The following is a 24,293-nucleotide window of genomic DNA, read 5'->3' as shown; positions in this document are numbered from 1 at the left end:
CGTGACCGATCGTCTGATGCTGCTCGACACCGCCAGCCTGTACTTCCGAGCCTTCTACGGCGTACCTGACAAGGTGAAGGCGCCAGACGGAACCTCCGTCAACGCCGCCCGCGGGCTGCTCGACATCATCGCCAAGCTCGTCACGCTCTACAAGCCGACGCATGTCATCGCATGCTGGGACGACGACTGGCGCCCGCAGTGGCGCGTCGACCTGATCCCGAGCTACAAAGCGCACCGCGTGGTGGAGGTGGTGCCCGCCGGTCCTGATGTCGAGGAGGTGCCTGATCCTCTGGAGGCGCAGATCCCGCTCATCCGCGAGTCTCTCGCCGCCATCGGCATCCCGATCATCGGGGTCGCAGAACATGAGGCCGACGACGTGATCGGCACGCTCGCGACGCACGCCGACATGCCGGTCGACATCGTCACGGGCGACCGCGATCTGTTCCAGCTCATCGATGATGCCCGTGACGTCCGCGTCATCTATACCGCCCGCGGCATGAGCAACCTCGAGATCGTGACCGATACGACCATCGTCGCGAAGTACGGAGTGCTGCCCTCGCAGTACGTGGACTTCGCCACCATGAGGGGCGATGCGTCCGACGGTCTGCCCGGAGTGTCGGGAGTCGGCGACAAGACCGCCGCCACGCTTCTCCAGGCGCACGGCGATCTCGAGAGCATCCGCGCCGCCGCGGCGGCCGGCGAAGGCATGAGCGCCGGCGTCGGGGCGAAGGTGCTCGCCGCAGCCGATTACCTCGATGTCGCGCCGACCGTCGTCGCCGTCGCCACGTCGCTGCCGATCGCCGCCCCCGGCACGCCGCTTCGGGCACTCGACCCTGCCGAGCAGGATGCTGCCGACGCTCTCGCCGAGAAGTGGAACCTCGGCGGTTCCATGACCCGCGCGATCGCAGCGGTGTCGGCGATCGTGGGCTGAGCTGGGCTCACTCCGTCCAGGCGAGCAGCCGCTCCAGACCCCACGTGGTCACGATGCGCGCCGCGGGGACGCCGAGCCTCTCGGCCCGTTCCGCCCCATGGTCGAGCAGCGAGAGTTGGCCCGGCGCATGGGCGTCGGAGTCGATCGAGAACAAGCATCCTGCATCGAGCGCGATCTCGATGAGCTCGTCGGGCGGATCCTGGCGCTCCGGCCGCGAGTTGATCTCGACGGCGACGCCGTTGTCCGCGCAGGCAGCGAACACTGCGGCCGCATCGAACTGAGACTGCGGACGTGTGCCTCGTTCCCCTTGCACGAGGCGACCGGTGCAGTGTCCGAGCACGTTGACGCGCGGATGCGAGACCGCCGCGATCATGCGCGAGGTCATCGCTCGCGCATCCATGCGCAGTTTGGAATGCACAGAGGCCACGACCACGTCGAGTTCACCGAGGAGGTCAGGGTCCTGATCCAGAGCGCCGTCCTCGAGGATGTCGACCTCGATCCCGGCGAGCAGCGTGAATCCGTCGCCCGACTCCGCTCGCACGAGGGGCATCTGCTCCCGCAACCTCTCAGCCGAGAGCCCGCGCGCCACGCGCAGACGCGGCGAGTGATCCGTGATCGCCTGATACTCATGCCCCTGCGCGCGCGCCGCCGCGGCCATCACCGGGATCGACGTCGTCCCATCCGACCAGTCGGTGTGCGCGTGCAGATCGCCTCGCAGCTTGGTCCGCAGCTCCGACACCTTCTCGGGCTCGACATCGCCGCGCAGTTCGACGAGGTAGTCCGGCACCTGTCCGTCCTGCGCCTGACGGATCACGGCGAACGTCTTGTCGCCGATGCCGGGACTCGCCCGAAGACGGGTGGGGTCCCGCTGCACGTCGTCGGGCAGGGACTCGAGCGTTGCGGCCGCCTGCCGGAAGGCCTTGGCCCGATAGCGCGACGCGCGCTCGCGCTCCAGCAGAGACGCGATCTCGAGCAGGGCTGCGACGGCATCCATGATGTGTCCTACGCAGAGGCCAGTTCGCGGCTGACGCCGATCCACTGATCGAGCTTCGCGGCGGCACGGCCGTCATCGATCGCGGCCGTCGCGGTGGCGAGTGCCGCCCGCAGCCGCTCGAGGATGGGGCGCTGCACCTGAGTCGCGTCCTGCGAGAGCTCGTACGCGACGATCCCGGCCGCGGCGTTCAGCAGCACGATGTCACGCACGGCGCCACGCTCACCCTGGAGCGTCCGACGGAGAATGTCCGCGTTGTGTTCCGGCGGCCCGCCGATGAGGTCCGCGAGGTCCGCGAGCGGGATGCCGAGGTCGCGGGGGTCCAGGTCATGCTCGTGGATGTCACCGCGCGTGACCTCCCAGATCCGGCTGTGTCCGGTGGTGGTGAGCTCGTCCAGGCCGTCGTCGCCGCGGAACACCAGTGCCGTCGCACCGCGAGTACGGAACACCCCCGTGATGAGCGGCACTCGCTCCAACTGCGCGACGCCGACGGCGTTGGCCTCGGCGCGCGCGGGGTTACAGAGCGGGCCCAGCATGTTGAACACGGTCGGTACCCCCAACTCCGCGCGGACCTTGCCCGCATGCTTGAACCCGGGGTGGAACGCCCCCGCCCAGGCGAAGGTGATGCCGGTGCGATCGAGGATGGATGCCACGTGCTCGGGGTTCAGCGAGAGTTCCAACCCGAGCGCGCCGAGCACGTCCGACGATCCGGACGCCGAACTCGCCGCCCGATTGCCGTGTTTGACCACGGGGATTCCGGTCGCGCCGATGATGACGGCAGCAGTGGTCGAGACGTTCACGGTGCCGACCCGGTCGCCCCCGGTGCCGACGATGTCCAGCACGTCAGGAGAAACAGGGAGAGGGACAGCTGCTTCGAGGATGGCGTCGCGGAAGCCGACGATCTCGTCGATCGTCTCGCCCTTCGCCCTCAGTGCGACGAGGAAGCCGCCGAGCTGGGCTTCGGTGACATCGCCGCGCATGATCTGGCGCATGGCCCACGTCGACTCCCACACACTGAGATCGCGGCGCTCGAGAAGCGAGGTGAGCACGTCGGACCAGGTCAGGGAATCAGCCATGTGAGCGATCATATCGGCGCGAGAAAACGTGCAGATCGTTGCTGACGTGTGACCGCTGGCCGGGCACCCGCCGTTTCCCGCGGATTCACCGACGATTCGCAGTGACTTCTTAGGTTCACCTAAGTGGGCGGGGCTCAAAACAGGGTCCCCGATGCGACGATCATGCCCTGGGATCGGCCATAATGGAAGGGTGATGACCTCAGCGACGTATGCCCCGGCGGCGAGAACCATCAAGCGGCCCAACCCGGTAGCTGTCGGCACCATCGTGTGGCTCGGCAGCGAGGTGATGTTCTTCGCTGGTCTCTTCGCGATCTACTTCACCCTCCGCAGCACCTCTCCCGAGCTGTGGGCCGACCGAAGCGAGCTGCTGAACGTTCCGTTCGCGCTCGTGAACACCGCGATCCTGGTGCTCTCCTCGTTCACCTGCCAGATGGGTGTCTTCGCGGCGGAGGACCTGCAGGCCTACAAGATCGGCAAGGGCCAGAAGAACGGCGCCGGACGCCGTCGCCTCTTCGGCTGGGGCATGGTCGAGTGGTTCTTCCTCACCTTCGCCCTCGGCGCGATCTTCGTGTCGGGCCAGGTCTGGGAGTACGCGCAGCTCGTCGCGGAGGGACTCCCGATCAGCGCTGACTCGTACGCCTCGGCCTTCTACATCACCACGGGCTTCCACGCCCTGCACGTGACCGGCGGGCTCATCGCCTTCCTTCTCGTGATCGGACGCGCGTACGCCGTCAAGAACTTCCGGCACAAGGAAGCCACCTCCTCGATCGTCGTGTCGTACTACTGGCACTTCGTCGACGTGGTCTGGATCGTCCTGTTCGCCGTCATCTACTTCCTGAAATAAGAGCGGAGCTGATCCCCGAGATGGCACGAGAGAAGAAGCGCCGTTCCAACGGTCGTCGCAGCCCCCTGGCCGCGGCTGCGCTGATCGGAGCAGGACTCATGATCACCGGCGCCGTGTACGCCGGCACGTCGGCCGCATTCGCTGCGACCGACACCCAGACCGCGGTCTCATCGCAGCTGACGGTCGAGGACGGCGAGAAGCTGTTCTCGGCGAATTGCGCCACTTGCCACGGGCTCGACCTGCAGGGAACGCCCAACGGTCCCAGCCTGTACGGCGTCGGCGAGCTCGCCACCGAGTTCCAGATGTCGACGGGACGCATGCCGCTGCAGATGCAGGGGCCGCAGGCGCCGCAGAAGGAGCCGCAGTTCACCGAGGAGCAGATCCTCGCGATCTCCGCCTTCGTGCAGTCCGAGGCTCCCGGCCCGACCTTCCCGTCAGACCGCCTTCTCGACGGCAAGGGCGACGTCTCGCACGGTGCTGAGCTGTTCCGCGTGAACTGCGCCATGTGCCACAACGTCGCCGCGGCCGGTGGAGCCCTCACCGAGGGCAAGTACGCTCCGGCCATCACCGAGACCAGCGCCCTGCACATCTACGCGGCGATGGTGACCGGCCCCCAGAACATGCCGGTCTTCGGCGACATGAACCTGTCTGACGAGGACAAGCGAGACATCATCTCCGCGCTCCTCTACCAGCAGCAGTCCGTGCAGCCCGGCGGCTTCTCACTCGGCTCACTCGGACCCGTGTCCGAGGGCCTCTTCGCGTGGATCTTCGGTATCGGCGCCCTGGTCGCCATCACCGTGTGGATCACGGCGAAGTCCAACTGACGCTTATTCATCGAAGAGGAACGTACGAGGAGCACCATGGCACACGACGACGACTCGAAGGCTCTCGACAGGGCCTACCAGCCCTCGCCGGGGCTGGGCGTCGCAGTCAGCGATCCCGTGCAGAACCCGGGCCTGCCGCCGCACCGCGCGCGCATGACCGACAAGGATCCGCGGGTCGAGAAGACCGCGGACCGCACTGTCTACACGCTGTTCTACCTGTCGCTGGCCGGAAGCATCTGGGCGGTCGCCGCCTACATGCTCTTCCCGATCGAGAGCGGCGCTCTCATCGACATCCGCCAGAACAACCTGTTCATCGGACTCGGCATCGCCCTGGCTCTGCTGTGCATCGGCATCGGTGCGATCCACTGGTCCAAGGCGCTGATGTCCGACAAGGAGCACGTCGAGTTCCGCCACTCCACGCGCGGCAGTGAGCCGACGCGCCAGGCCGCGATCCAGGCGTTCTCCGACGCGAACGAGGAGTCCGGGTTCGGGCGCCGCACCATGATCCGCAACTCACTGTTCGCTGCAGTGGCCGCATCGATCATCCCGGGTGTGACGCTGTTCCGCGGTCTCGCACCGCACTCCACGCCGGAAGACCCGACCGCGGGTGAGCCTGTCGTGCTGCTCAAGCACACCATGTGGGAAGAGGGAGCCCGGCTTGTCCGCGACCCCGACGGCACGCCGATCCGCGCCGCTGACGTGACGCTCGGTTCTGCATTCCACGTGATCCCCGAAGAGCTGGCAGACCTCAGCCACCACGACGGCTACCTCGAGGAGAAGGCCAAGGCCATCGTGCTGATGATGCGCCTGCGTCCTGAGCAGCTCAACGAAGCCGAAGACCGCAAGGACTGGTCGTACGACGGCATCGTCGCCTACTCCAAGGTCTGCACGCACGTCGGCTGCCCCGTCGCACTGTACGAGCAGCAGACGCATCACCTTCTCTGCCCCTGCCACCAGTCGCAGTTCGACGTGACCGACCACGCGAAGGTCATCTTCGGCCCGGCCGCACGTCCGCTGCCGCAGCTGCCCATCACGGTCGACGACGAGGGCTACCTCGTCGCACGCAGCGACTTCAAGGAACCCGTCGGCCCGAGCTTCTGGGAGCGCCATTGAGCACCTCAACGTTGTCCAACGAGGACAAAGACACCAAGGCACCGCTCGGCGGTCGTTTCGTCGGTGCCGCGTCGAACTACATCGATGAGCGCACCAGCCTGTCGGGCATGGTCAAGGAGCTCGGTCGCAAGATCTTCCCGGACCACTGGTCCTTCATGCTCGGTGAGATCGCGCTCTGGAGCTTCGTGGTGGTGTTCCTCTCCGGAACCTTCCTGACGTTCTTCTTCGAGGCGTCGATGGTCGAGACCCACTACACGGGCGCGTACGCCCCGATGCGCGGCATCGAGATGTCGGCGGCGCTCGAGTCGTCGCTGGCCATCTCCTTCGACCTGCGCGGTGGCCTCCTGGTCCGTCAGATCCACCACTGGGCCGCTCTCGTGTTCATCGCGGGCATCGGCGTGCACATGCTCCGCGTGTTCTTCACCGGTTCGTTCCGCAAGCCCCGCGAGCTCAACTGGGTCATCGGCTTCGTCCTGTTCATCCTCGCGATGGCCGAGGGCTTCACCGGATACTCGCTCCCCGACGACCTGCTCTCGGGTAACGGCCTCCGCATCATCGACGGCATGGTGAAGGGCATTCCGATCATCGGAACCTGGACCTCGTTCCTGCTGTTCGGCGGCGAGTTCCCGGGCACCGCGATCGTCGGTCGTCTGTACACTCTGCACATCCTGCTGCTGCCGATGCTCGTCATCGCGCTCATCGCCGTGCACCTCATGCTGATGATCGTCAACAAGCACACGCAGTTCGCCGGCCCCGGTCGCACGAACGACAATGTGGTGGGCTACCCGATGATGCCGGTGTACATGTCGAAGATGGGTGGCTACCTGTTCATCGTCTTCGGCGTGATCGTACTGATCGCGACGTTCTTCCAGATCAACCCCATCTGGAACTACGGGCCGTACGACCCCTCCCCCGTCTCAGCAGGTACGCAGCCGGACTGGTACATCGGTTTCGCGGACGGCGCTCTGCGTCTCGCTCCGTCGAACTGGGACATCGTTCTCCTCGATCACACCTTCTCGTTCGGCATCCTCGCCCCGCTCATCGTGCTCGCTCTGTTCATCGTGCTCGTCGCGGTGTACCCGTTCATCGAGGCGTGGATCACGGGCGACAAGCGCGAGCACCACATCGCACAGCGTCCGCGCAACGCGGCGACTCGCACCGCCATCGGCGTGGCCGGAGTCCTGTTCTACGCGGTCCTGTGGGCGGCAGCATCGTCCGACCTCATCGCGACGCACTTCATGGTCACGATGGAAGGCGTCATCCACACACTCCAGGCGATGCTCATCGTCGCCCCGGTGCTCGGGTACTTCATCACGAAGCGCATCTGTCTCGCGCTGCAGAAGAAGGACCGGGAGATCGTGCTGCACGGCTTCGAGTCGGGTCGTATCGTCCGCCTCCCCGGCGGGGAGTTCATCGAAGTGCACCAGCCGGTCGACACCTACGACCGCTGGAAGCTCATCGACAACGAGGGCTACGAGCCGCTGGTCGTGCGTCCCAACGCACAGGGTCGCATCCCGTGGTCCGAGAACGTCCGCTCTGCGATCTCGCGCTGGTTCTTCGAAGATCGCCTGGCTCCGCTCACGCAGGCCGAGATCGACGAGGCCGACGCGCATCAGCATCACGTCATCGCCAGCGCCGACGAGGCCGAGACCGCCGAGATCCAGGGTGCTCACGAGCGCGCCGGGTTCCCGGATGCTCCCCTCGAGGCCACGGAGGACCACGTCGTCGAGACGGGGAACACGCCGAGCACGGTGATCGCGACCGAGCCTGTCAAGAAGCCCGGTAAGAAGAAGTCCGAGGAGGACGGCGAGTAACAGTCGCCACTCCCCCACATGAGAAGGCCCTGTCCATGCGGACAGGGCCTTTTCATGTCCCCGTGGAAGGATTGGTTCATGACGTCCGCAGTTCAGCTGATCCGTTCCTCCACACTCGCCGATGCCCCCTACGCGTACGCCGCGACCGCGCCCGTCGGCTCGCGTCTGATCTTTCTCGCTGGATCCTGCCCCCTCGATGACAACGGGTCCACGAGTGCTCCCGGCGATTACGCCGCTCAGGCCGCGCGCTGCATCCAGACGCTCGAGACCGCCCTGCACGCCGCCGGAGCCACCCTGACAGACGTGATAAGCACACGCGTCCTGGTGGCTTCCACCCGCCAGGCGGACCTCATCACCGCCTGGGATGTGATCCACACCGCCTTCGGTGCTCATGATGTCCCGAGCACCCTCCTCGGTGTGACGGTGCTCGGCTATGACGACCAGCTGGTCGAGATCGAAGCGGTCGCCGCCGTCCTGGACGACGCGCGATGACATCCGGCATTCGCCCGGCCACGTCCGACGACGCGGAGATGATCCAGGCGATCGAGACTTCCGCCGATGCGCTTCTCGTGGACGCCCTCGGCGCCTGGCAGTGGCCCTCGACGACGAACGGGCTGGAGCGGATCAGCACGTCCGGGTTCGTGCTGGTCGCGGAAGACGCGGAGGATACAGCCGTGGGCTTCGTGCACGTCATGGAGGTCGACGGCAGCGCCCACCTCGAGCAGCTCTCGGTGATGCCCAGCGCTGGCCGCCAGGGCCATGGTCGCGCCCTGGTCGAGGCCGCCATGGATGAGACACGCCGACGCGGGCACAGTCGGCTCACACTGCGGACGTACGCCGAGATCCCCTGGAACGCCCCGTTCTACGCCTCCTGCGGCTTCCTGGAGAGCATCCCCGAGACGCCCTTCCTTCGCGGCCTCGTGGACATCGAGGCAGAACTCGGCCTGGACCGGTACGGCAGGCGTGTGCAGATGACTGCAGAGCTCTGAACCGCGCGCTCGACTCGAATACGACGACGGATGACCGGAAGGCGCCGCCGTGCAGGCAGCCGCTCTCCTAGGCTGAGACCATGATCGAACGTGCCGACTATTACGCCGCCAAGCTCGCCTACGAGACCGACGCGAGCGATGTCCATGCCGCCCTCGCGGCAGGCCAGAACATCGTCGTCATCGACGTCCGCTCCGACGAGGCGTGGGCGCAGGGACGCGTCGCTGGCGCCGTGCACATGCACTACAGCGAGATCGCCCGTCGCGCTCCCGTCGAGGTCCCAGCCGACGCGGCCGTCGTCGTGTACTGCTGGAGCCCGGGCTGCAACGCCGGCGCGAAGGGCGCCCTGGAGTTTGCGAAACTCGGCTACGACGTGCGCGAGATGATCGGCGGCTTCGAGTATTGGGTGCGCGAGGGCTACCCGGTCGAAGACGCCGACGGTGTGCACCGGCGCCCGGTCGACCCGCTGACAGGCATCGCGCGCGTGCGCACGCGCGCCTGAGGTTCAACGCCAGAACGAAAGAACGCCCCCGGAGCGATCCGGGGGCGTTCTGTGTCAAGCAGATCAGCGGGCGAAGTTGCCGCGGTAGTACTCGTAGACCCAGCCGATGATCGCGACCACGAAGATCGCGAGACCGATCGGAAGCAGGAACTGTCCGACGGCGAGTCCCACCACGAAGACCGCAGCGGAGCCGGCGAGAACGAGCGGCCACCAGGACCACGGGCTGAACTCGCCGAGTTCAGGGTCACCGTCGTCGATGTCGGCAGTCAGGATGTCTTCCGGCAGCTCCCCCCCTGCGCGCTGTGCGTGCGGTCCAGGTAGAAGGCGATCAGGGCACCCATGAAGGCGGCGAAGACCAGGGCGACCGAGCCGACCCACTCGATCTGGTTCACGAGGGGCAGACCTGGGTTGGCCAGAATGTTCCACCCCGTGTAGATCACGGCGATGAGGGCGAAGAATGCGGTCAGCACCCACCACAGAATGACGTTGTCGCGCATGACTCAGTGACCCTCTCGCTCGCCGGGCGCGGTGGTGGAGAACTCCGCCGCCTCAGGGTGGTTCAGATCGAATGCCGGACGCTCGCTGCGGATGCGCGGGATCGACGTGAAGTTGTGCCGCGGGGGCGGGCACGACGTCGCCCACTCGAGCGATGCCCCATAGCCCCACGGGTCATTGACCGTGACCTTCGGAGCCTTGCGCGCCGTGATCCACACGTTCAGGAAGAACGGGAGCATGGAGGCGCCGAGGATCATCGCACCGATCGTGGACACCTGGTTCTGCCACGTCCACCCGTCAGCCGCGGAGTAGTCCGCGTAGCGACGGACCATGCCGTCGACGCCGAGCCAGTGCTGGATGAGGAACGTCATGTGGAAGCCGATGAACAGCATCCAGAAGTGCACGTAGCCGAGGCGCTCGTTGAGCATGCGGCCGGTCCACTTCGGCCACCAGAAGTAGAAGCCGGCGAACATCGCGAACACGACGGTGCCGAAGACGACGTAGTGGAAGTGCGCCACGACGAAGTACGAGTCGCTCAGGTGGAAGTCCAGCGGAGGAGCCGCGAGGATGACGCCGGTCAGACCACCGAAGACGAAGGACACCAGGAAGCCGAGGGCGAACACCATCGGCGTCTCGAAGGTCACCGACCCTCGCCAAAGCGTTCCGATCCAGTTGAAGATCTTCACACCCGTCGGCACCGCGATCAGCATCGTCATCAGTGCGAAGAACGGCAGCAGCACGGAGCCGGTCACGTACATGTGGTGAGCCCACACAGCGACGGACAGCGCCGCGATCGCGATGGTCGCGTAGACCAGCGTCTTGTATCCGAAGATCGGCTTGCGGCTGAAGACCGGGAAGATCTCCGAGACGATGCCGAAGAACGGCAGCGCGATGATGTACACCTCGGGGTGGCCGAAGAACCAGAACAGGTGCTGCCAAAGCAGGACGCCGCCGTTGGCCGGATCGTAGATGTGGGCGCCGAGCACGCGGTCGGCGGCAGCGGCGAAGATCGCGGCGGCCAGGACCGGGAAGGCCATCAGGACGAGGAGGCTCGTGATGAGCGTGTTCCACGAGAAGATCGGCATGCGCCACATCGTCATGCCCGGTGCGCGCATCGTGATGATCGTGGTGATGAAGTTCACCGCGCCGAGGATCGTTCCGAAGCCCGAGATGCCGAGCCCCAGCATCCAGAGGTTTCCGCCGACACCGGGCGAGAACGACGCGCTCGCGAGCGGCTGATAAGCGAACCATCCGAACGAGGCCGCACCCTGCGGAGTGAGGAAGCCGGCGACGGCGATCGTCGAACCGAAGAGGAACAGCCAGAACGCGAACGCGTTCAAGCGCGGGAAGGCCACATCCGGCGCGCCGATCTGCAGCGGCAGGATCGCATTCGCGAATCCGGCGAACAACGGCGTCGCGAACATCAGCAGCATGATCGTGCCGTGCATCGTGAACAGCTGGTTGTACTGCTCCTTCGTCGGCACGATCTGCATGCCGGGCGCGAAGAGCTCGGCGCGGATCACCAGCGCCATCACACCCCCGAGCAGAAAGAACACCACCGACGCGATCAGGTACATGTACCCGATCGTCTTGTGGTCGGTGGACGTGATCCACTTGACGACGATGTTGCCCTTCTGCTCGACGCGCGACGAGCTCATGAGAGCAGCCTGGCGAGCCGGCAGGGTGGTGGGACGGGAGCGGGGGGCCTCGTCGGTGCGGGGTACTTCAGTGGTCGACATGGCTTACTCCTCTCCTTCCTCGGAGTCGTTCTGGGGCGTGGTGCCCGGGAAGTTCTGGAGACGGTCGTACTCGTCGTTGATGTCGCCCGTGTTGCCCTGCTCCTCGAGGGACTGCAGGTAGGCGTCGTATTCGTCCTGCTCGACGACCTTCACGTTGAAGAGCATCATCGAGTGGTACTCGCCGCAGAGCTCGGCGCACTTGCCGGCGTACTCGCCGACACGCGTCGGAATGAACGACCAGGAGTTGTCCTTCCCGATGTACATGTCCTTCTTGTACAGGAAGTCGATGATCCAGAACGAGTGGATGACGTCGCGGGACTGGAGGTTGATCGTGACCTTCTGGTCGACCGGCAGCACCAGCGTCGGCAGCTGCTCCTGGTCGATGTTGCCCGCAGCGTCGGGCTGAGCCTGGATGCCCATCGTCCAGACGGTGTCCTCGTCGGATTCGCCGTCGTATTGGAAGTCCCAGGCCCACTGCTTGCCGATAGCCGTGATCTCGACGTCGGGGTCATCCCACTGCGCCTCGATCTCGGCCTGATCGCGAGCCGTGAAGAAGAACATTCCCAGGACCAGGATCAGCGGCACGATCGTGTAGAAGATCTCGATCGGCATGTTGTACCGCATCTGCACGGGCAGACCGGTCTGTCCCTTGCGACGGCGGTACGCGATCGCGGCCCAGGCCATCAGGCCCCACGTGATGACGCCGACGGCGAGCAGCACGATCCAGGAGTTCACCCAGAGCGACGAGACCCGCTCGGTCTGGTTGGTGACCGCAGGCTCACCCTCCTCGAAACCCGGGAGGTAGCCGCTCAGCTCGGTGGCAGTACATCCCGCCAGGGCCACGGCGGCCGCGATTCCCAGAGGAAGAGCGGCCCAACGAAGGCGGTGTTTCGAGGGCACGATGCACCTTTCAGATTGCGGACAGGGCACATCCAAGTCTAGAGCAACCTCACACCTGATTCATGCCAACCATGCACGTTCGCGCATGCGATCCCGGGGCTGTCCTGGGGAAAAGACGCCGCATGCGACGCCGTCTCCGATGGCTCAGTGGAAGCTGTCTCCGCAGGCGCAGCTGCCGGCGGCGTTGGGGTTGTCGATCGTGAAGCCCTGCTCCGAGATCGTGTCCTTGAAGTCGATGGATGCGCCGTCGAGGTACGGCACGCTCATGTTGTCGACGATGACCTCGACGCCGTCGAAGTCGACGGTCTCGTCGCCCTCGAGGTAGCGCTCGTCGAAGTAGAGCTGGTAGATCAGGCCCGAGCATCCGCCCGGCTGCACCGCGACGCGCAGACGCAGGTCGTCTCGGCCCTCCTGCTCGAGCAGGTTCTTGACCTTGACCGCGGCAGCATCGGTGAGGCTGATGCCGTGGGAGTTGGTGGTGCTGGTCTCGGAAGTGAGTGTGGTGTCGCTCATGACGCTCCTTGTGACGGGCCGCGCTCGCACGGCTTTCCCACGATTCTACCGTCGCTCATCGCAAAGGCGGCGAGATCCGGGAAGAGCCGTGCGAGCGGTGGGTCAGCGTGAGAGCTCGCGGCCATTCATGCGCGCGAGGAGCAGCGCTTCAGTGGCCACGGCATGGCGGAAGGTGTCGAGGTGCAGCGACTCGTTCGGGCTGTGTGCGCGCGAATACGGGTCTTCGACCCCGGTCACCAGGATCTGCGCCTCCGGGAACTCGCGCACGAGATCCGCGATGAAGGGGATCGATCCACCGACGCCCAGATCGACGGGAGCGACTCCGTAGCCGTCTCGCATCGCGTCGCGAGTGAGGCCGACCGCCCAGCCGCTCGTGTCGACCAGGAAGCCGTCGCCGAGATCGACGTCGGTGAAGGTCAGCTCCGCACCGAACGGCGCGTGCGCCCGCAGGTGTCGCTCCAGCGCCTCGTACGCATCGGCACCGGACTGCCCGGGGGCGACGCGAGCACTGATCACGACGGTCACCTCGGGGAGCAGCGTGTTCGACGCGGACTCCACACTCGTCGCGTCGATCCCGATCACCGTCACAGCAGGCTTGTTCCAGATGCGGCCCAGGATGGACCCGTCCCCGATGGGCGTCGTTCCCGGAAGCAGCCCGGCCTCGTCGCGGAGGGTGTCCTCGCCGTAGTCCGGCGTGTCGGCCTCGTGGGCCGTCATTCCCTCGACGGCGACCGAGCCGCTCTCGTCCCACAGCGTCGACAGCAGGGTCACGGTCGCCATCATCGCGTCGGGCACTGCCCCGCCGAACATGCCGGAGTGAGACGCGTGGTCGAGGGTGCGCACACGGAGCGTGAAGCGGGCGTTGCCCCGGAGCGAGACGGTGAGCCCGGGCGTGACCGAATCCCAGTTGCCGGAGTCCGCCACGACGATGGCATCGGCCCTCAGCGCCTCCTTGTTGTCGGAGAGGAACTGGGCGAAGGAACGGGAGCCGTACTCCTCCTCCCCTTCGATGAACATCGCGATGCCGAGTTCGAGGTCGCCGCCCAGCACCTCGGCCACCGCGCGGATCGAGGCGATGTGAGCCATGATTCCGGCCTTGTCGTCTGCCGCACCGCGTCCGTACAGACGTCCATCGCGCACCGTGGGCTCGAACGGGGGCGTCTCCCAGAGTGCGTCATCCCCGGGAGGCTGCACGTCGTGGTGGGCGTAGAGCAGGATCGTGGGCTTGCCGTTGCGCGCGGCACGGGTGGCGAGCACCGCAGGCTGACCGTGCTCGTCGGTTCCCGGGATCGCGGCGCGGATCACCCGCACGTCGTCGAACACGTCGGTCGCGGTGGCGAGGGCCGCGACCGCATCGGCGCTGCGCTCCAGCTGCGTCTGGTCGAAGGCCGGCCACGCCATTCCGGGAATGCGCACGAGGTGCCCGAGATCCGACAACGCGGCGGGGATGCCGGTCGCGACGGCCTCGAGAACGGCGGCATCGGGCTCACGGGGGAGATCAGGAGAGGTCATGCGAGTAATCTTAAGGTGATCCACCTTCAGCGAACCGAGGATTCTCGTGGCCACTACCCCTGTCTCCCCTCCGACGAACGACGACGCCGCCGCGACGCCCGGCAGCGGAAAGGGCCGCGCCACGCCGTCGCGCGCGCAGCAGGAAGCGGCGCGCCGCCGCCCCCTCGTCGCCAACACGAAGGAAGCGAAGGCGGCCGCCCGGGCCGAGCTGAACGAGCGACGCAACCGCGCCCAGGCCGGCATGGCCGCAGGCGAGGAAAAGTACCTGCCCGCCCGCGACAAGGGCCCGCAGCGCCGCTGGGTGCGTGACTACGTCGATGCCGGCTGGCACCCCGCCGAATTCGTGATGGCCGTCATGGTGCTGGTCATCCTCGCCTCGCTCATTCCCGCCGAGCTCGCCATCGCCTTCTACGCCTACCTCGTGATGATGGGCTACCTGATCATCGCCATCGGCGGCATGGTGCTTCTCAGCTTCCGCGTGAAGCGCAAGGCCGCAGCGAAGTTCGGCAAGGACCGCCTCGAGCGTGGTCTCGGGTGGTACGCCGCCATGCGCGCCCTGCAGATGCGGTTCATGCGTCTGCCCAAGCCGCAGGTCAAGCGCGGCCAATATCCTGCCTGACCCTCGCACTCGCCGAAGGCCTCTCGTTCCGCGGAACGGGAGGCCTTCGTCGTCTGACGGCTAGCGGGCGACGAGTCCGCGGTTGATCTCTCGCCCCCAGAACGGTCCGCGATAGAGGAACGCCGTGTAACCCTGCACGAGTGTGGCACCGGCGTCGAGCCGCTCCTGCACGTCGGCCGACGTCTCGACCCCTCCCACGGCGATGACGCAGAACTCCGCGGGGACGGCAGCACGGACCAGGCGCAGCACCTGCATCGAACGCTCCTTGAGCGGAGCGCCCGACAAGCCGCCGGCGCCGGCGGCTTCGACCGTGGCGTCATCGGTGAGCAGGCCCTCGCGGCTGACGGTTGTGTTGTGCGCGATGATGCCGTCCAGGCCCTCGGTGACGGCGAGCTGGGCGATGGCCGTGATCTCTTCGTCGGGCAGGTCGGGCGCGATCTTGACGAGCAGGGGCGTGTCGCCAGAAGCGATCCGCACCGCTCGCAGCAGCGGCGCGAGCGTCTCCACCGCCTGCAGGCCGCGGAGCCCCGGTGTGTTCGGGGACGACACGTTCACCGCGACATAGTCGGCGAGGGGCGCGAGGCGGACGGCAGAGGCCACGTAGTCCGCGGTGGCTTCCTCCACATCGACGACGCGGCTCTTGCCGATGTTGACGCCGACCACTGTCTCAGGCGCACCACGACGCAGTCGCGCGAGACGCCGAGCTGCGGCGTCAGCACCCTGGTTGTTGAACCCCATGCGGTTGATCACCGCTCGATCGGCGACCAGGCGGAACAGCCGAGGCTTGGGGTTGCCTTCCTGCGGGATCGCCGTGACTGTGCCCACCTCGACGTGACCGAAACCGAGTGCCGCGAGTCCGCGCACGCCGACGGCGTTTTTGTCGAAGCCGGCCGCCACGCCGAAGGGCGAGGGGAAGGTCAGTCCGAGGGCCTCGACTCGCAGCGACGGATCGGGGGCGGTGAATGCCCGAGTCACGCGGGCGAACGGCGGCGCACCGAGCACCCGGATCACCGCCATGCCGGCGTGATGGGCGAACTCGGGATCGAAGCGCGAGAGCACAGCGCGAAAGAGCAGCGGATACATCACTGCCAGATTACCGGTCGGCGGGCTCCCGCTCGGAGTGGTCGGCGCGCAGCTCAGTGATCGCCGACTCGAAGTCCTCGAGGGAATCGAAAGCCTGGTAGACGCTCGCGAAGCGCAGGAACGCGACCTCGTCGAGATCACGGAGCGGGCCGAGGATCGCCAACCCGATCTCGTTCGTGTCGAGCTGCGAGACACCGGTCTGTCGCACGGCCTCCTCGACGCGCTGCGCGAGGATCGCGAGGTCGGCTTCTGTGACCGGACGCCCCTGGCATGCTTTGCGCACCCCGGAGATGACCTTTTCGCGGCTGAACGGCTCCATGACGCCGGAGCGCTTGATCACGTTCAGGCTCGCGGTCTCCGTCGTGGTGAACCGACCGCCGCACTCGGGGCACTGGCGACGACGACGGATCGACAGACCGTCATCGCTGGTGCGCGAGTCGATCACGCGGGAGTCGGAGTGACGGCAGAACGGGCAGTGCATCTTTCTAACCTACGCCGTGAACCGCGCCTCGATCGCGTCGCCGTGCGCCGGGAGCACCTCGGTTTCGGCCAGCGCCACGACTCCCTCGCGCACGGCGGCCAACGCAGCCCGGTCATAGGAGACGACCTGCTGCGGGCGCAGGAACGTGTAGGCCCCGAGGCCGGGCGCATAGCGCGCCTGTCCCCCGGTGGGAAGGACATGGTTGCTGCCGGCCATGTAGTCGCCGAGGCTGACCGGCGTCTGGTCGCCGACGAACACCGCGCCTGCGCTCGTGAAGGCCGCAGCGGCGTCCTCCGCGTCCGCGAGGTGGAGTTCGAGGTGCTCCGGCGCGTAGGCGTTGCTGAATGCCGTCGCCATCGCACGATCATCGACCAGCACGATGGCCGACTGGGGCCCGGCAAGCGCCGCCGCGACGCGTTCGGCGTGGCGGGTCGTGAGCGCCTGTCCCGCGACCTCGGCGGCCACTCGCTCCGCGAGCTCCTCGGAGTCGGTGACGAGAACCGCCGACGCCTGCTCGTCGTGCTCTGCCTGGCTGATGAGGTCGGCGGCGATGAGTCGCGCGTCGGCGGCGGCATCGGCGACGACGAGGATCTCAGTCGCACCGGCCTCGGAGTCCGTGCCGACCACTCCGGCCACGGCGCGCTTGGCTGAAGCGACGTAGTTGTTGCCGGGGCCGGAGAGAACGTCGACCGGATCGAGGTCCACGGCAGCGACACCCCACGCGAACGCGCCGATCGCTCCGGCGCCGCCCATCGCGTAGACCTCCGTCACTCCCAGCAGACCGGCCGCCGCGAGGATGGTCGGGTGGATGCGCCCGCCCTGATCCGCCTGCGGGGGCGAGGCGAGGGCGATCTGCGAGACTCCGGCCACCTGCGCCGGTACCACGTTCATGATGACGCTCGAGGGATAGACGGCTTTTCCGCCGGGGATGTACACACCGGCACGGTGCACCGGCTGCCAGCGCTGCGTGATGCGGGCGCCGTCGCCGATCTGTGTGACCTGCGGCGCCGGCACCTGCGCCGCAGAAGCGAGGCGCACGCGACGGATCGACTCCTCGAGCGCCGCCCTCACCTCGGACGACAGCCCCATGAGGGCCTCATCGATGTGCGACGACGGCACGCGGATGGCGTGATCGGTGACACGGTCGAACCGCTCCGCCTGCTCACGCAGCGCCACTTCGCCACGCTCGCGCACGTCGTCGACGATTCGGACCGCCGTGTCCAGCGCTTCGGCGCGCGCCTGGGACGCCCGCGGGACGGCGGCGAGCATAGCGGCGGGCGAGAGCTCGCGCCCGCGCAGATCGATCGTGCGCACTGTCAGCCTTTCGAGATGTCTGAGATGTCGTGCAGGTAGCCGATGCGGCCGTCGTCATGGCGGACGACATACGCGCCGCCGCGATCCTCGAGCACGAGTGCCCAGGCTGCCGGCCCGATGCGGAACAGCGGCTCCCCCGCTCGTCGTGGACGTCACGGTCTGTCGGTGCCAGGATCCAGAACGGCTGTGCGGCGTCACGCGGGTGCGTCGATTCGATGTCGGAGACCTCGTCATCGGTGAAACGGCCGTCGGTGAATCCGTCGTCCGCGAACTCGGTCGTCTCGGACTGATCGCCGTTCGACGGGCTGTTCGCTGCCGCGGGCGACTCGACGGTGTACGCCGTCTGCAGCAGTGCCTCGATGCTGCCGGTGTCGGAGACGATCTCTGGGCCTCGCGAACGGCGGGAGTACGTCGGCACGTAGTCATCGTCGGCCGTGGTCGCCTCGGTGCCGGTTCCGCCGCCCGACGCGTGCGCGGCGAGCGGGACCTGCTCTGCGATGTCGAACCGAGCGATTTCGTCGGTCGCCTGCTCCCGAGCCAGCTCGACGTCCAGCTCTCCGCTGCGCGCGTACTCGGTCGTGACCTGCTGCTGTGCTGTCGGGGTGTCGGTGGGGTCGAAGGCCGGCGGCGGCTCAGCACTCGTGCGCTGCTCGCCCGGGGTCCAGCGCGGCTCGGCGACGACGACGTCGGAGTGCTCGTTCGCGCCGGGCTGCGCGTCGTGGTCGGTCTCGGACGGGGTGTCGGCGCCCGCAGGCGCGTCCGAAGACGGCTCGGCCTCGGGACGCGGACGTGCGATCACCGGGCGGGCGGGGTTCGCATTGCGGTGCGCGAGAGTCACCAGGCGCCCCTGGAAGTCATCCTTCAGACCCGGGATGATCGGTGCGAAGACGGTCAGTACGACGAGGGCGATCGAAGCCAGCAGTTGGACGACGGCCGTCCAGGCCAGGCCGAACACGCCGAACTCGATGAGCGCGGCCAGGGCGCTCCACAGCGTGCCCAGCCAGATGACGGCCGCGACCGAGAACGCCACCGAGGCGAACTGGTCGATGCCCAGGGAGCCCACGCGGCGGATGCCGTCTGGCGAGAACCGGCGCAGCACGAGAAGGAACACCGCCACCGTGGGCACACCGATGGGGAGGATCCACTGAATGCCGCTCCCCCAGATCGACACGCCGTCGGCGACCGGGAAGAACGACACGAGGAACGCGATCGCCCAGACGCCCACGATGAGCAGCTCGCGGAGCGTGAAGCCGAGAATCCCGTACATCGGCGTCACCTGGTCGTCGTAGAGGACGCCGTCTTCATCGAGGAACTGCTCGGTCTCGGCATCCGGGATCTCAGGGAGGTCCGTGCTCATCAGTCATCCTTTCGTCATGCTGCACGACGGGAGGGTGATCGTGCTACCCGACGGCTCACGATCCTACCTGCTCACCCCAGACAAGTCGGTCCGAGCAGAGACTTGAGGTCACCGAACAGATCAGCCGAGACCTTGACGGGCATCGGCACCTCGAACACCTTCGCCGTGCTGCCGCGATGGACCCGCAGCGTGACCTCGGTGTCTCCTCGGTGACGCCGCAGCACCTCGGCCAGTTCGGTCATCACTCGCTCCGTCGCGCGTTGTTCCGCGAAGACCAGCGAAAGCGGTCCGGCGGCATCGAATGAGCCGATGTCGGGCGCGAACGCTGACTGAGCGTGCAAGTTGAGCCCGTCGTCTCGCCGCGACACCCGACCGCGCACGGCCAGGATCGAGTCCTGCTGCAGGGTGTGCTGGAACTCGAGGTAGGTCTTGCCCATGAACATCACGGTGACCTCGCCGTTGAAGTCCTCGACGGTGATCATGCCGTACGGGTTCCCGCTGGCCTTGGCGACCCGATGCTGAACGCTGGTCACCAGACCCGCCACCGTCACCTGGTCTCCGTCCTGGATGTCCTCCGAGTTGTTCAGGTCGTGGATCGAGATCGACGCGTGCTTCGCAATGGGAACTTCAAGACCCGCGAGCGGGTGGTCGGACACGTAGAGTCCGAGCATCTCGCGCTCGAAGGCGAGCTTGTCCTTCTTGATCCACTCGGGACGCGCTGGCACCTTCGCCGGAGCGACCTCCTCGAGTCCGTCGTAAAGGCTGTCGAAGTCGAACCCGATCGCGCCCTGTGCCTCGTTGCGCTTTCGGTCGACCGCCGCCTCGACCGCATCCTCATGCACCTCCATGAGAGCTCGACGCGAGTCACCCATGGAGTCGAATGCCCCGGCCTTGATCAGCGACTCCACGGTGCGCTTGTTGGCCACATGCAGCGGCACCTTGTCGAGGAAGTGATGGAACGACGAGAAACGCTCGTCCTTGCGGGCGGTGACGATTCCGTCGACGACGTTGCTGCCCACGTTGCGCACGGCGCCGAGTCCGAAGCGGATGTCGTCGCCGACGGCCGCGAAGTAGTTGATCGATTCCGAGACATCGGGCGGCAGCACCTTGATGCCCATGCGACGGCACTCGTTGAGGTATAGCGCCATCTTGTCCTTCGAGTCGCCGACGCTGGTGAGCAGCGCCGCCATGTACTCGGCCGGATAGTGAGCCTTCAGGTACGCCGTCCAGTACGAGACCACGCCGTACGCCGCGGAGTGCGCCTTGTTGAAGGCGTAATCGGAGAAGGGGAGAAGGATCTCCCACAGCGCGTTCACGGCGCCGTCGGAGTATCCGTTCGCATGCATGCCCGCCTGGAAGCCCGCGAACTGCTTGTCGAGCTCGGACTTCTTCTTCTTGCCCATCGCGCGACGCAGGATGTCTGCTTGCCCGAGCGAGAAGCCGGCGACGCGCTGGGCGATCGCCATGACCTGCTCTTGGTAGATGATCAGACCGTACGACTCCTCGAGGATGTCGGCGAGCGACTCCTCGAACTCCGGGTGGATCGGCGTGATCGGCTGGGCGCCGTTCTTGCGGAGCGCGTAGTTCGTGTGCGAGTTGGCCCCCATGGGACCGGGACGGTAGAGGGCGATGAGCGCCGAGATGTCGCCGAAGTTGTCGGGCTTCATGAGTCGCATCAGGGAGCGCATCGGCCCGCCGTCGAGCTGGAACACCCCGAGCGACTCTCCACGACCCAGCAGGTCGTAGGCACCGCGGTCGTCGAGCGCGAGGTGCTCGAGATCGAGTTCCTCGCCACGGTTCATGCGGATGTTGTCGAGCGCGTCGGAGATGATCGTGAGGTTGCGCAACCCCAGGAAGTCCATCTTGATCAGTCCGAGCGACTCGCACGACGGGTAGTCGAACTGCGTGACGATCTGGCCGTCCTGCTCGCGCTTCATGATCGGGATGATGTCGAGCAGAGGCTCGGACGACATGATCACGCCGGCTGCGTGCACGCCCCACTGGCGCTTCAGACCCTCGAGACCGAGCGCGCGGTCGAAGACCGTCTTCGCCTCGGGGTCGGTCTCGATCAGGACGCGGAACTCGCTCGCTTCCTTGAAGCGCTGGTGCGACGAGTCGAACATGCCGTCGAGCGGCATATCCTTGCCCATCACGGGCGGCGGCATCGCCTTGGTCAGCCGCTCCCCCATGCTGAACGGGAAGCCGAGAACGCGGCCGGCATCCTTCAGTGCCTGCTTCGACTTGATCGTGCCGTAGGTGACGATCTGCGCGACGCGCTCGGAGCCGTACTTCTTGGTCACGTAGTCGATGACCTCGCCGCGGCGACGGTCGTCGAAGTCGACGTCGAAGTCGGGCATGGAGACGCGGTCCGGGTTCAGGAATCGCTCGAAGATGAGGCCGTGCTCGAGAGGGTCGAGGTCGGTGATGCGCATGGCGTAGGCAACCATCGATCCGGCACCGGATCCACGGCCCGGACCGACGCGGATGCCGTTGTCCTTGGCCCAGTTGATGAAGTCGGCGACCACGAGGAAGTAGCCGGGGAAGCCCATCTGCAGGATGATGCCGGTCTCGTACTCGGCCTGCTTGCGCACCTTGTCGGGGATGCCGTTCGGATACCGGTACTGCAGGCCGGTCTCGACCTCTTTGATCATCCAGCTGTCTTCGGTCTCACCGTCGGGAACGGGGAAGCGCGGCATGTAGTTCGCGGCGGTGTTGAACTCCACCTCGCAGCGCTCGGCGATGAGCAGCGTGTTGTCGCACGCCTCGGGGTGATCACGGAAGAGCTGTCGCATCTCGGCGGCGGTCTTGATGTAGTAGCCGTCGCCGTCGAACTTGAAGCGGTTCGGGTCGTCGAGCGTCGACCCCGACTGTACGCAGAGCAATGCCTCGTGCGCATCGGCCTCGTGCTGGTGTGTGTAGTGGGAGTCGTTGGTGCCCACCAGCGGGATATTGAGGTCCTTCGCCAGCCTCAGCAGGTCGGTCATGACCCGCCGCTCGATGGAGAGCCCGTGATCCATGATCTCAGCGAAGTAGTTCTCTTTGCCGAAGAGATCCTGGAACTCGGCGGCGGCGGCGCGCGCCGCGTCGTACTGCCCGAGGCGCAGGCGGGTCTGGATCTCGCCCGACGGGCAGCCCGTGGTCGCGATCAGGCCCTTGGAGTACGTCTGCAGCAGCTCACGGTCCATGCGGGGCTTGAAGTAGTAGCCCTCCAGGCTCGACCGCGAGCTGAGGCGGAACAGATTGTGCATGCCCTCGGTGGTCTCACTCCACAGGGTCATGTGAGTGTATGCACCCGACCCCGAGACGTCATCGCTCTTCTGATCGGGCGAGCCCCACTGCACGCGCGATTTGTCGCTGCGGTGGGTGCCGGGGGTGACGTACGCCTCGAGTCCGATGATCGGTTTGACACCTGATGCCTTGGCGGCTTTGTAGAACTCGAAGGCCGCGAACGTGTTGCCGTGGTCGGTCACCGCGATGGCCGGCATGCCGTAATCCGCGGCCGCCTGAGTCATCGCCGCGATCTTCGCCGCACCGTCGAGCATCGAGTATTCGCTGTGCACATGGAGGTGGGCGAAGGAGTCGGATGCCATGGGTTCGAGTCTACTTTCCGCTCCCGACATCGGCGGCCGATCGCGAGCTTCAGGCGTCCATCATCACCCGAGCTCGAGTCGCATCAGCACCCGCGGAAAACCGTCGAGCACCGAACCGGTGTCGGCAGCCTTGCGGAAGCCTGCAGTCTCGAACAGCGCGCGCGTGCCGACGTACGCCATCGTGAGATTCACGCGCTCACCGGCGTTGTCGAGCGGGTACCCCTCGATCGCCGGAGCACCGCGCTCTCGGGCGTAGTTGACCGCGCCGGCAATCAGCGCGTGTGAGATCCCCTGCTTTCGATGACCGGGCCGCACCCGAAAACACCACAGCGACCACACGTCCACGTCGTCGATGTGCGGGATGAGCCGGTTTCGCGCGAAGCTCGTCTCCCGCCGTGGGTGAAGCGCGGCCCAGCCCACCGGCTCGCCGTCGAGGTACGCGATCACGCCCGGGGGCGGATCGTGTTCGCAGAGCTCACGAACACGCTCCGCCCGAGCCGCGCCGCGGAGAGCCACGTTCTCCTTGTTGCCGACGCGGTAACTCAGGCAGAAGCAGACGTTCGACGACGGATTCTTCGGGCCGACGAGCGTCGCCACATCGTCGAACGCGGTTGCGGGACGCACCTCGATGACCATGACCTCAGTGTGCCCCCTGCTACGGACACTTCGGCAGCTCCGCGCCGCGTCTACTCGCCGCGCAGAACGTCGAGGGCGTGGCGGAAGTCCGCCGGGTACGGGGACTCGAACTGCACCCAGTCCCCCGTGGCCGGATGCGCGAACGCGAGCCGATGCGCGTGCAGCCACTGACGCGTGAGGCCGAGGCGTGCCGACAGGGTCGGGTCGGCGCCATAGAGGGGATCGCCCGCGCAGGGATGCCGGTGAGCGGCCATGTGCACACGGATCTGGTGCGTACGCCCCGTCTCGAGATGGATCTCGAGCAGCGATGCTCCCGGGAACGCCTCGAGCGTCTCGTAGTGGGTGACGGAGGGTTTGCCGTCGGGGATCACCGCGAACTTCCACGAGTGGTTCGGATGCCGTCCGATGGGCGCCTCGATCGTGCCCGCGAGCGGATCCGGATGGCCCTGCACGACGGCGTGGTAGATCTTCTCGACCGCGCGCTCCTTGAATGCGTGCTTCAGCGCGGTGTACGCACGCTCCGACTTCGCCACGACCATCAGACCGCTCGTGCCGACATCGAGGCGGTGGACGACGCCCTGACGCTCCGGTGCACCACTGGTCGCGACGGTGAAGCCTGCAGCCGCCAACGCCCCGACGACGGTCGGACCCTCCCACCCCACGGAGGGGTGAGCGGCGACGCCGGATGGCTTGTCCACGACGATGATGTCGTCGTCGTCGTACACGACGCCGAGCTCGGGCACCGCCATCGGGATGATCCTGGGCGCTTCCTTCGGCTGCCACTCCACCTCGAGCCACCCGCCGCCGCGCAGACGGTCGGATTTGTCGAGCACGACGCCGTCGAGGCGCACGCCGCCGGCTGCCGCCACGTCCGCGGCGAAGGTGCGGGAGAAGCCCAGCATGCGTGCCAGAGCCGCATCGACTCGAGTGCCCTCCAGCCCGTCGGGCACCGGGAGGGAGCGTGACTCCACT

General features: G+C 66.7%; 22 protein-coding genes and 1 pseudogene. 9 read left to right on the top strand and 14 right to left on the bottom strand.

The genetic code is table 11. The features are described 5' to 3' along the window. Position 1: 1 nt before the first annotated feature. Positions 2–931 (top strand): 5'-3' exonuclease, encoded by a 930-nt coding sequence (locus tag AC2D10_RS00905; protein WP_484709906.1) that lies wholly within the window; start codon positions 2–4, stop codon positions 929–931. A 7-nt stretch (positions 932–938) separates the two neighbouring features. Here the strand turns inward: AC2D10_RS00905 and AC2D10_RS00900 are convergent, their stop codons facing one another. Together AC2D10_RS00900 and trpD are read right to left on the bottom strand one after the other, a co-directional pair. Then, complete coding sequence (locus AC2D10_RS00900; RefSeq protein ID WP_484709905.1) at positions 939–1,925, bottom strand: PHP domain-containing protein; 987 nt, start codon at positions 1,923–1,925, stop codon at positions 939–941. 8 nt (positions 1,926–1,933) lie between these two features. Then, the gene (trpD, locus tag AC2D10_RS00895) at positions 1,934–2,998 is read right to left on the bottom strand and encodes an anthranilate phosphoribosyltransferase (RefSeq protein WP_484709904.1); all 1,065 of its coding nucleotides are present in this window, start codon (positions 2,996–2,998) and stop codon (positions 1,934–1,936) included. 193 nt (positions 2,999–3,191) lie between these two features. Here trpD and ctaE point away from each other — a divergent pair, with 193 nt between their 5' ends. The 7 genes from ctaE to AC2D10_RS00860 all read left to right on the top strand — a co-directional run bounded on the left by ctaE (position 3,192) and on the right by AC2D10_RS00860 (position 9,082). Next, entirely contained in the window at positions 3,192–3,842 is a 651-nt protein-coding gene (ctaE, locus tag AC2D10_RS00890; RefSeq protein ID WP_484711780.1) for an aa3-type cytochrome oxidase subunit III, read from the top strand. 20 nt (positions 3,843–3,862) lie between these two features. Beyond that, positions 3,863–4,666, top strand: a complete 804-nt coding sequence (gene qcrC / locus AC2D10_RS00885) for a cytochrome bc1 complex diheme cytochrome c subunit (protein WP_484709903.1) — start codon at positions 3,863–3,865, stop codon at positions 4,664–4,666. A 36-nt stretch (positions 4,667–4,702) separates the two neighbouring features. Continuing rightward, positions 4,703–5,779: a cytochrome bc1 complex Rieske iron-sulfur subunit gene (qcrA, locus tag AC2D10_RS00880; protein ID WP_484709902.1), complete on the top strand. Its 1,077-nt coding sequence runs from the start codon at positions 4,703–4,705 to the stop codon at positions 5,777–5,779. Then, positions 5,776–7,593: a cytochrome bc1 complex cytochrome b subunit gene (gene qcrB, locus AC2D10_RS00875; RefSeq protein WP_484709901.1), complete on the top strand. Its 1,818-nt coding sequence runs from the start codon at positions 5,776–5,778 to the stop codon at positions 7,591–7,593. Before qcrA ends, qcrB begins: the two co-directional genes overlap by 4 nt. 78 nt (positions 7,594–7,671) lie before the next feature. Next, the gene (locus AC2D10_RS00870) at positions 7,672–8,085 is read left to right on the top strand and encodes a RidA family protein (protein ID WP_484709900.1); all 414 of its coding nucleotides are present in this window, start codon (positions 7,672–7,674) and stop codon (positions 8,083–8,085) included. Further along, complete coding sequence (locus AC2D10_RS00865; RefSeq protein ID WP_484709899.1) at positions 8,082–8,582, top strand: GNAT family N-acetyltransferase; 501 nt, start codon at positions 8,082–8,084, stop codon at positions 8,580–8,582. Before AC2D10_RS00870 ends, AC2D10_RS00865 begins: the two co-directional genes overlap by 4 nt. Positions 8,583–8,662: 80 nt before the next feature. Further along, positions 8,663–9,082, top strand: a complete 420-nt coding sequence (locus AC2D10_RS00860; protein WP_484709898.1) for a rhodanese-like domain-containing protein — start codon at positions 8,663–8,665, stop codon at positions 9,080–9,082. A 63-nt stretch (positions 9,083–9,145) separates the two neighbouring features. Here the strand turns inward: AC2D10_RS00860 and AC2D10_RS00855 are convergent. From AC2D10_RS00855 to AC2D10_RS00835, 5 genes and pseudogenes are all read right to left on the bottom strand, one after another. Beyond that, positions 9,146–9,579 (bottom strand): annotated as a pseudogene (locus AC2D10_RS00855) (cytochrome c oxidase subunit 4). 3 nt (positions 9,580–9,582) lie between these two features. Continuing rightward, complete coding sequence (gene ctaD, locus AC2D10_RS00850; RefSeq protein WP_484709897.1) at positions 9,583–11,316, bottom strand: aa3-type cytochrome oxidase subunit I; 1,734 nt, start codon at positions 11,314–11,316, stop codon at positions 9,583–9,585. Between the two features lie 3 nt (positions 11,317–11,319). After that, on the bottom strand, positions 11,320–12,216 hold the full coding sequence (gene ctaC / locus AC2D10_RS00845; protein ID WP_484709896.1) for an aa3-type cytochrome oxidase subunit II: 897 nt from the start codon (positions 12,214–12,216) through the stop codon (positions 11,320–11,322). Positions 12,217–12,360: 144 nt separating this feature from the next. Then, positions 12,361–12,729: an iron-sulfur cluster insertion protein ErpA gene (gene erpA, locus AC2D10_RS00840; protein WP_484709895.1), complete on the bottom strand. Its 369-nt coding sequence runs from the start codon at positions 12,727–12,729 to the stop codon at positions 12,361–12,363. A 102-nt stretch (positions 12,730–12,831) separates the two neighbouring features. Continuing rightward, on the bottom strand, positions 12,832–14,241 hold the full coding sequence (locus tag AC2D10_RS00835; protein WP_484709894.1) for a M20/M25/M40 family metallo-hydrolase: 1,410 nt from the start codon (positions 14,239–14,241) through the stop codon (positions 12,832–12,834). A 46-nt stretch (positions 14,242–14,287) separates the two neighbouring features. Between AC2D10_RS00835 and AC2D10_RS00830 the strand changes: the two genes are divergently transcribed. Further along, positions 14,288–14,860 carry a DUF3043 domain-containing protein gene (locus AC2D10_RS00830; RefSeq protein ID WP_484709893.1) on the top strand — a complete coding sequence of 191 codons (573 nt, stop codon included), beginning with the start codon at positions 14,288–14,290 and terminating at the stop codon, positions 14,858–14,860. 60 nt (positions 14,861–14,920) lie between these two features. On the opposite strand, the gene AC2D10_RS00825 is transcribed toward AC2D10_RS00830, so the two are convergent. The 7 genes from AC2D10_RS00825 to AC2D10_RS00795 all read right to left on the bottom strand — a co-directional run bounded on the left by AC2D10_RS00825 (position 14,921) and on the right by AC2D10_RS00795 (position 24,292). Continuing rightward, positions 14,921–15,943 carry a quinone-dependent dihydroorotate dehydrogenase gene (locus AC2D10_RS00825; protein WP_484709892.1) on the bottom strand — a complete coding sequence of 341 codons (1,023 nt, stop codon included), beginning with the start codon at positions 15,941–15,943 and terminating at the stop codon, positions 14,921–14,923. Positions 15,944–15,953: 10 nt separating this feature from the next. After that, positions 15,954–16,424 carry a transcriptional regulator NrdR gene (nrdR, locus tag AC2D10_RS00820; RefSeq protein ID WP_484709891.1) on the bottom strand — a complete coding sequence of 157 codons (471 nt, stop codon included), beginning with the start codon at positions 16,422–16,424 and terminating at the stop codon, positions 15,954–15,956. Positions 16,425–16,433: 9 nt separating this feature from the next. Continuing rightward, a complete protein-coding gene (gene hisD / locus AC2D10_RS00815) occupies positions 16,434–17,693 on the bottom strand; it encodes a histidinol dehydrogenase (RefSeq protein WP_484709890.1) in 1,260 nt (419 codons plus the stop codon). Continuing rightward, positions 17,587–19,095 carry a hypothetical protein gene (locus AC2D10_RS00810; RefSeq protein ID WP_484709889.1) on the bottom strand — a complete coding sequence of 503 codons (1,509 nt, stop codon included), beginning with the start codon at positions 19,093–19,095 and terminating at the stop codon, positions 17,587–17,589. Before AC2D10_RS00810 ends, hisD begins: the two co-directional genes overlap by 107 nt. Positions 19,096–19,166: 71 nt before the next feature. Then, entirely contained in the window at positions 19,167–22,685 is a 3,519-nt protein-coding gene (gene dnaE / locus AC2D10_RS00805; protein ID WP_484709888.1) for a DNA polymerase III subunit alpha, read from the bottom strand. 63 nt (positions 22,686–22,748) lie between these two features. Then, positions 22,749–23,321, bottom strand: a complete 573-nt coding sequence (locus AC2D10_RS00800; protein ID WP_484709887.1) for a GNAT family N-acetyltransferase — start codon at positions 23,319–23,321, stop codon at positions 22,749–22,751. A gap of 50 nt (positions 23,322–23,371) precedes the next feature. Continuing rightward, a complete protein-coding gene (locus tag AC2D10_RS00795) occupies positions 23,372–24,292 on the bottom strand; it encodes an RluA family pseudouridine synthase (protein ID WP_484709886.1) in 921 nt (306 codons plus the stop codon). Between the last annotated feature and the right edge of the window lies 1 nt (position 24,293).

It is taken from the genome of Microbacterium sp. PI-SA-G (assembly GCF_057215335.1).
The sequence above is the reverse complement of the archived record's forward strand: the minus strand, read 5'-3'. Positions and strand labels throughout refer to the sequence as shown.

Excerpts from the sequence above, each read along its gene's own strand:
- dnaE (WP_484709888.1), bottom strand. The coding sequence starts at position 22,685 with ATGGCATCCGACTCCTTCGCCCACCTCCATGTGCACAGCGAATACTCG.
- AC2D10_RS00800 (WP_484709887.1), bottom strand. The coding sequence starts at position 23,321 with ATGGTCATCGAGGTGCGTCCCGCAACCGCGTTCGACGATGTGGCGACG.
- qcrA (WP_484709902.1), top strand. The coding sequence starts at position 4,703 with ATGGCACACGACGACGACTCGAAGGCTCTCGACAGGGCCTACCAGCCC.
- ctaD (WP_484709897.1), bottom strand. The coding sequence starts at position 11,316 with ATGTCGACCACTGAAGTACCCCGCACCGACGAGGCCCCCCGCTCCCGT.
- AC2D10_RS00810 (WP_484709889.1), bottom strand. The coding sequence starts at position 19,095 with ATGAGCACGGACCTCCCTGAGATCCCGGATGCCGAGACCGAGCAGTTC.
- nrdR (WP_484709891.1), bottom strand. The coding sequence starts at position 16,424 with ATGCACTGCCCGTTCTGCCGTCACTCCGACTCCCGCGTGATCGACTCG.
- AC2D10_RS00870 (WP_484709900.1), top strand. The coding sequence starts at position 7,672 with ATGACGTCCGCAGTTCAGCTGATCCGTTCCTCCACACTCGCCGATGCC.
- hisD (WP_484709890.1), bottom strand. The coding sequence starts at position 17,693 with ATGCTCGCCGCCGTCCCGCGGGCGTCCCAGGCGCGCGCCGAAGCGCTG.
- trpD (WP_484709904.1), bottom strand. The coding sequence starts at position 2,998 with ATGGCTGATTCCCTGACCTGGTCCGACGTGCTCACCTCGCTTCTCGAG.
- AC2D10_RS00860 (WP_484709898.1), top strand. The coding sequence starts at position 8,663 with ATGATCGAACGTGCCGACTATTACGCCGCCAAGCTCGCCTACGAGACC.
- AC2D10_RS00835 (WP_484709894.1), bottom strand. The coding sequence starts at position 14,241 with ATGACCTCTCCTGATCTCCCCCGTGAGCCCGATGCCGCCGTTCTCGAG.
- AC2D10_RS00900 (WP_484709905.1), bottom strand. The coding sequence starts at position 1,925 with ATGGATGCCGTCGCAGCCCTGCTCGAGATCGCGTCTCTGCTGGAGCGC.
- AC2D10_RS00865 (WP_484709899.1), top strand. The coding sequence starts at position 8,082 with ATGACATCCGGCATTCGCCCGGCCACGTCCGACGACGCGGAGATGATC.
- qcrC (WP_484709903.1), top strand. The coding sequence starts at position 3,863 with ATGGCACGAGAGAAGAAGCGCCGTTCCAACGGTCGTCGCAGCCCCCTG.
- ctaE (WP_484711780.1), top strand. The coding sequence starts at position 3,192 with ATGACCTCAGCGACGTATGCCCCGGCGGCGAGAACCATCAAGCGGCCC.
- erpA (WP_484709895.1), bottom strand. The coding sequence starts at position 12,729 with ATGAGCGACACCACACTCACTTCCGAGACCAGCACCACCAACTCCCAC.
- AC2D10_RS00825 (WP_484709892.1), bottom strand. The coding sequence starts at position 15,943 with ATGTATCCGCTGCTCTTTCGCGCTGTGCTCTCGCGCTTCGATCCCGAG.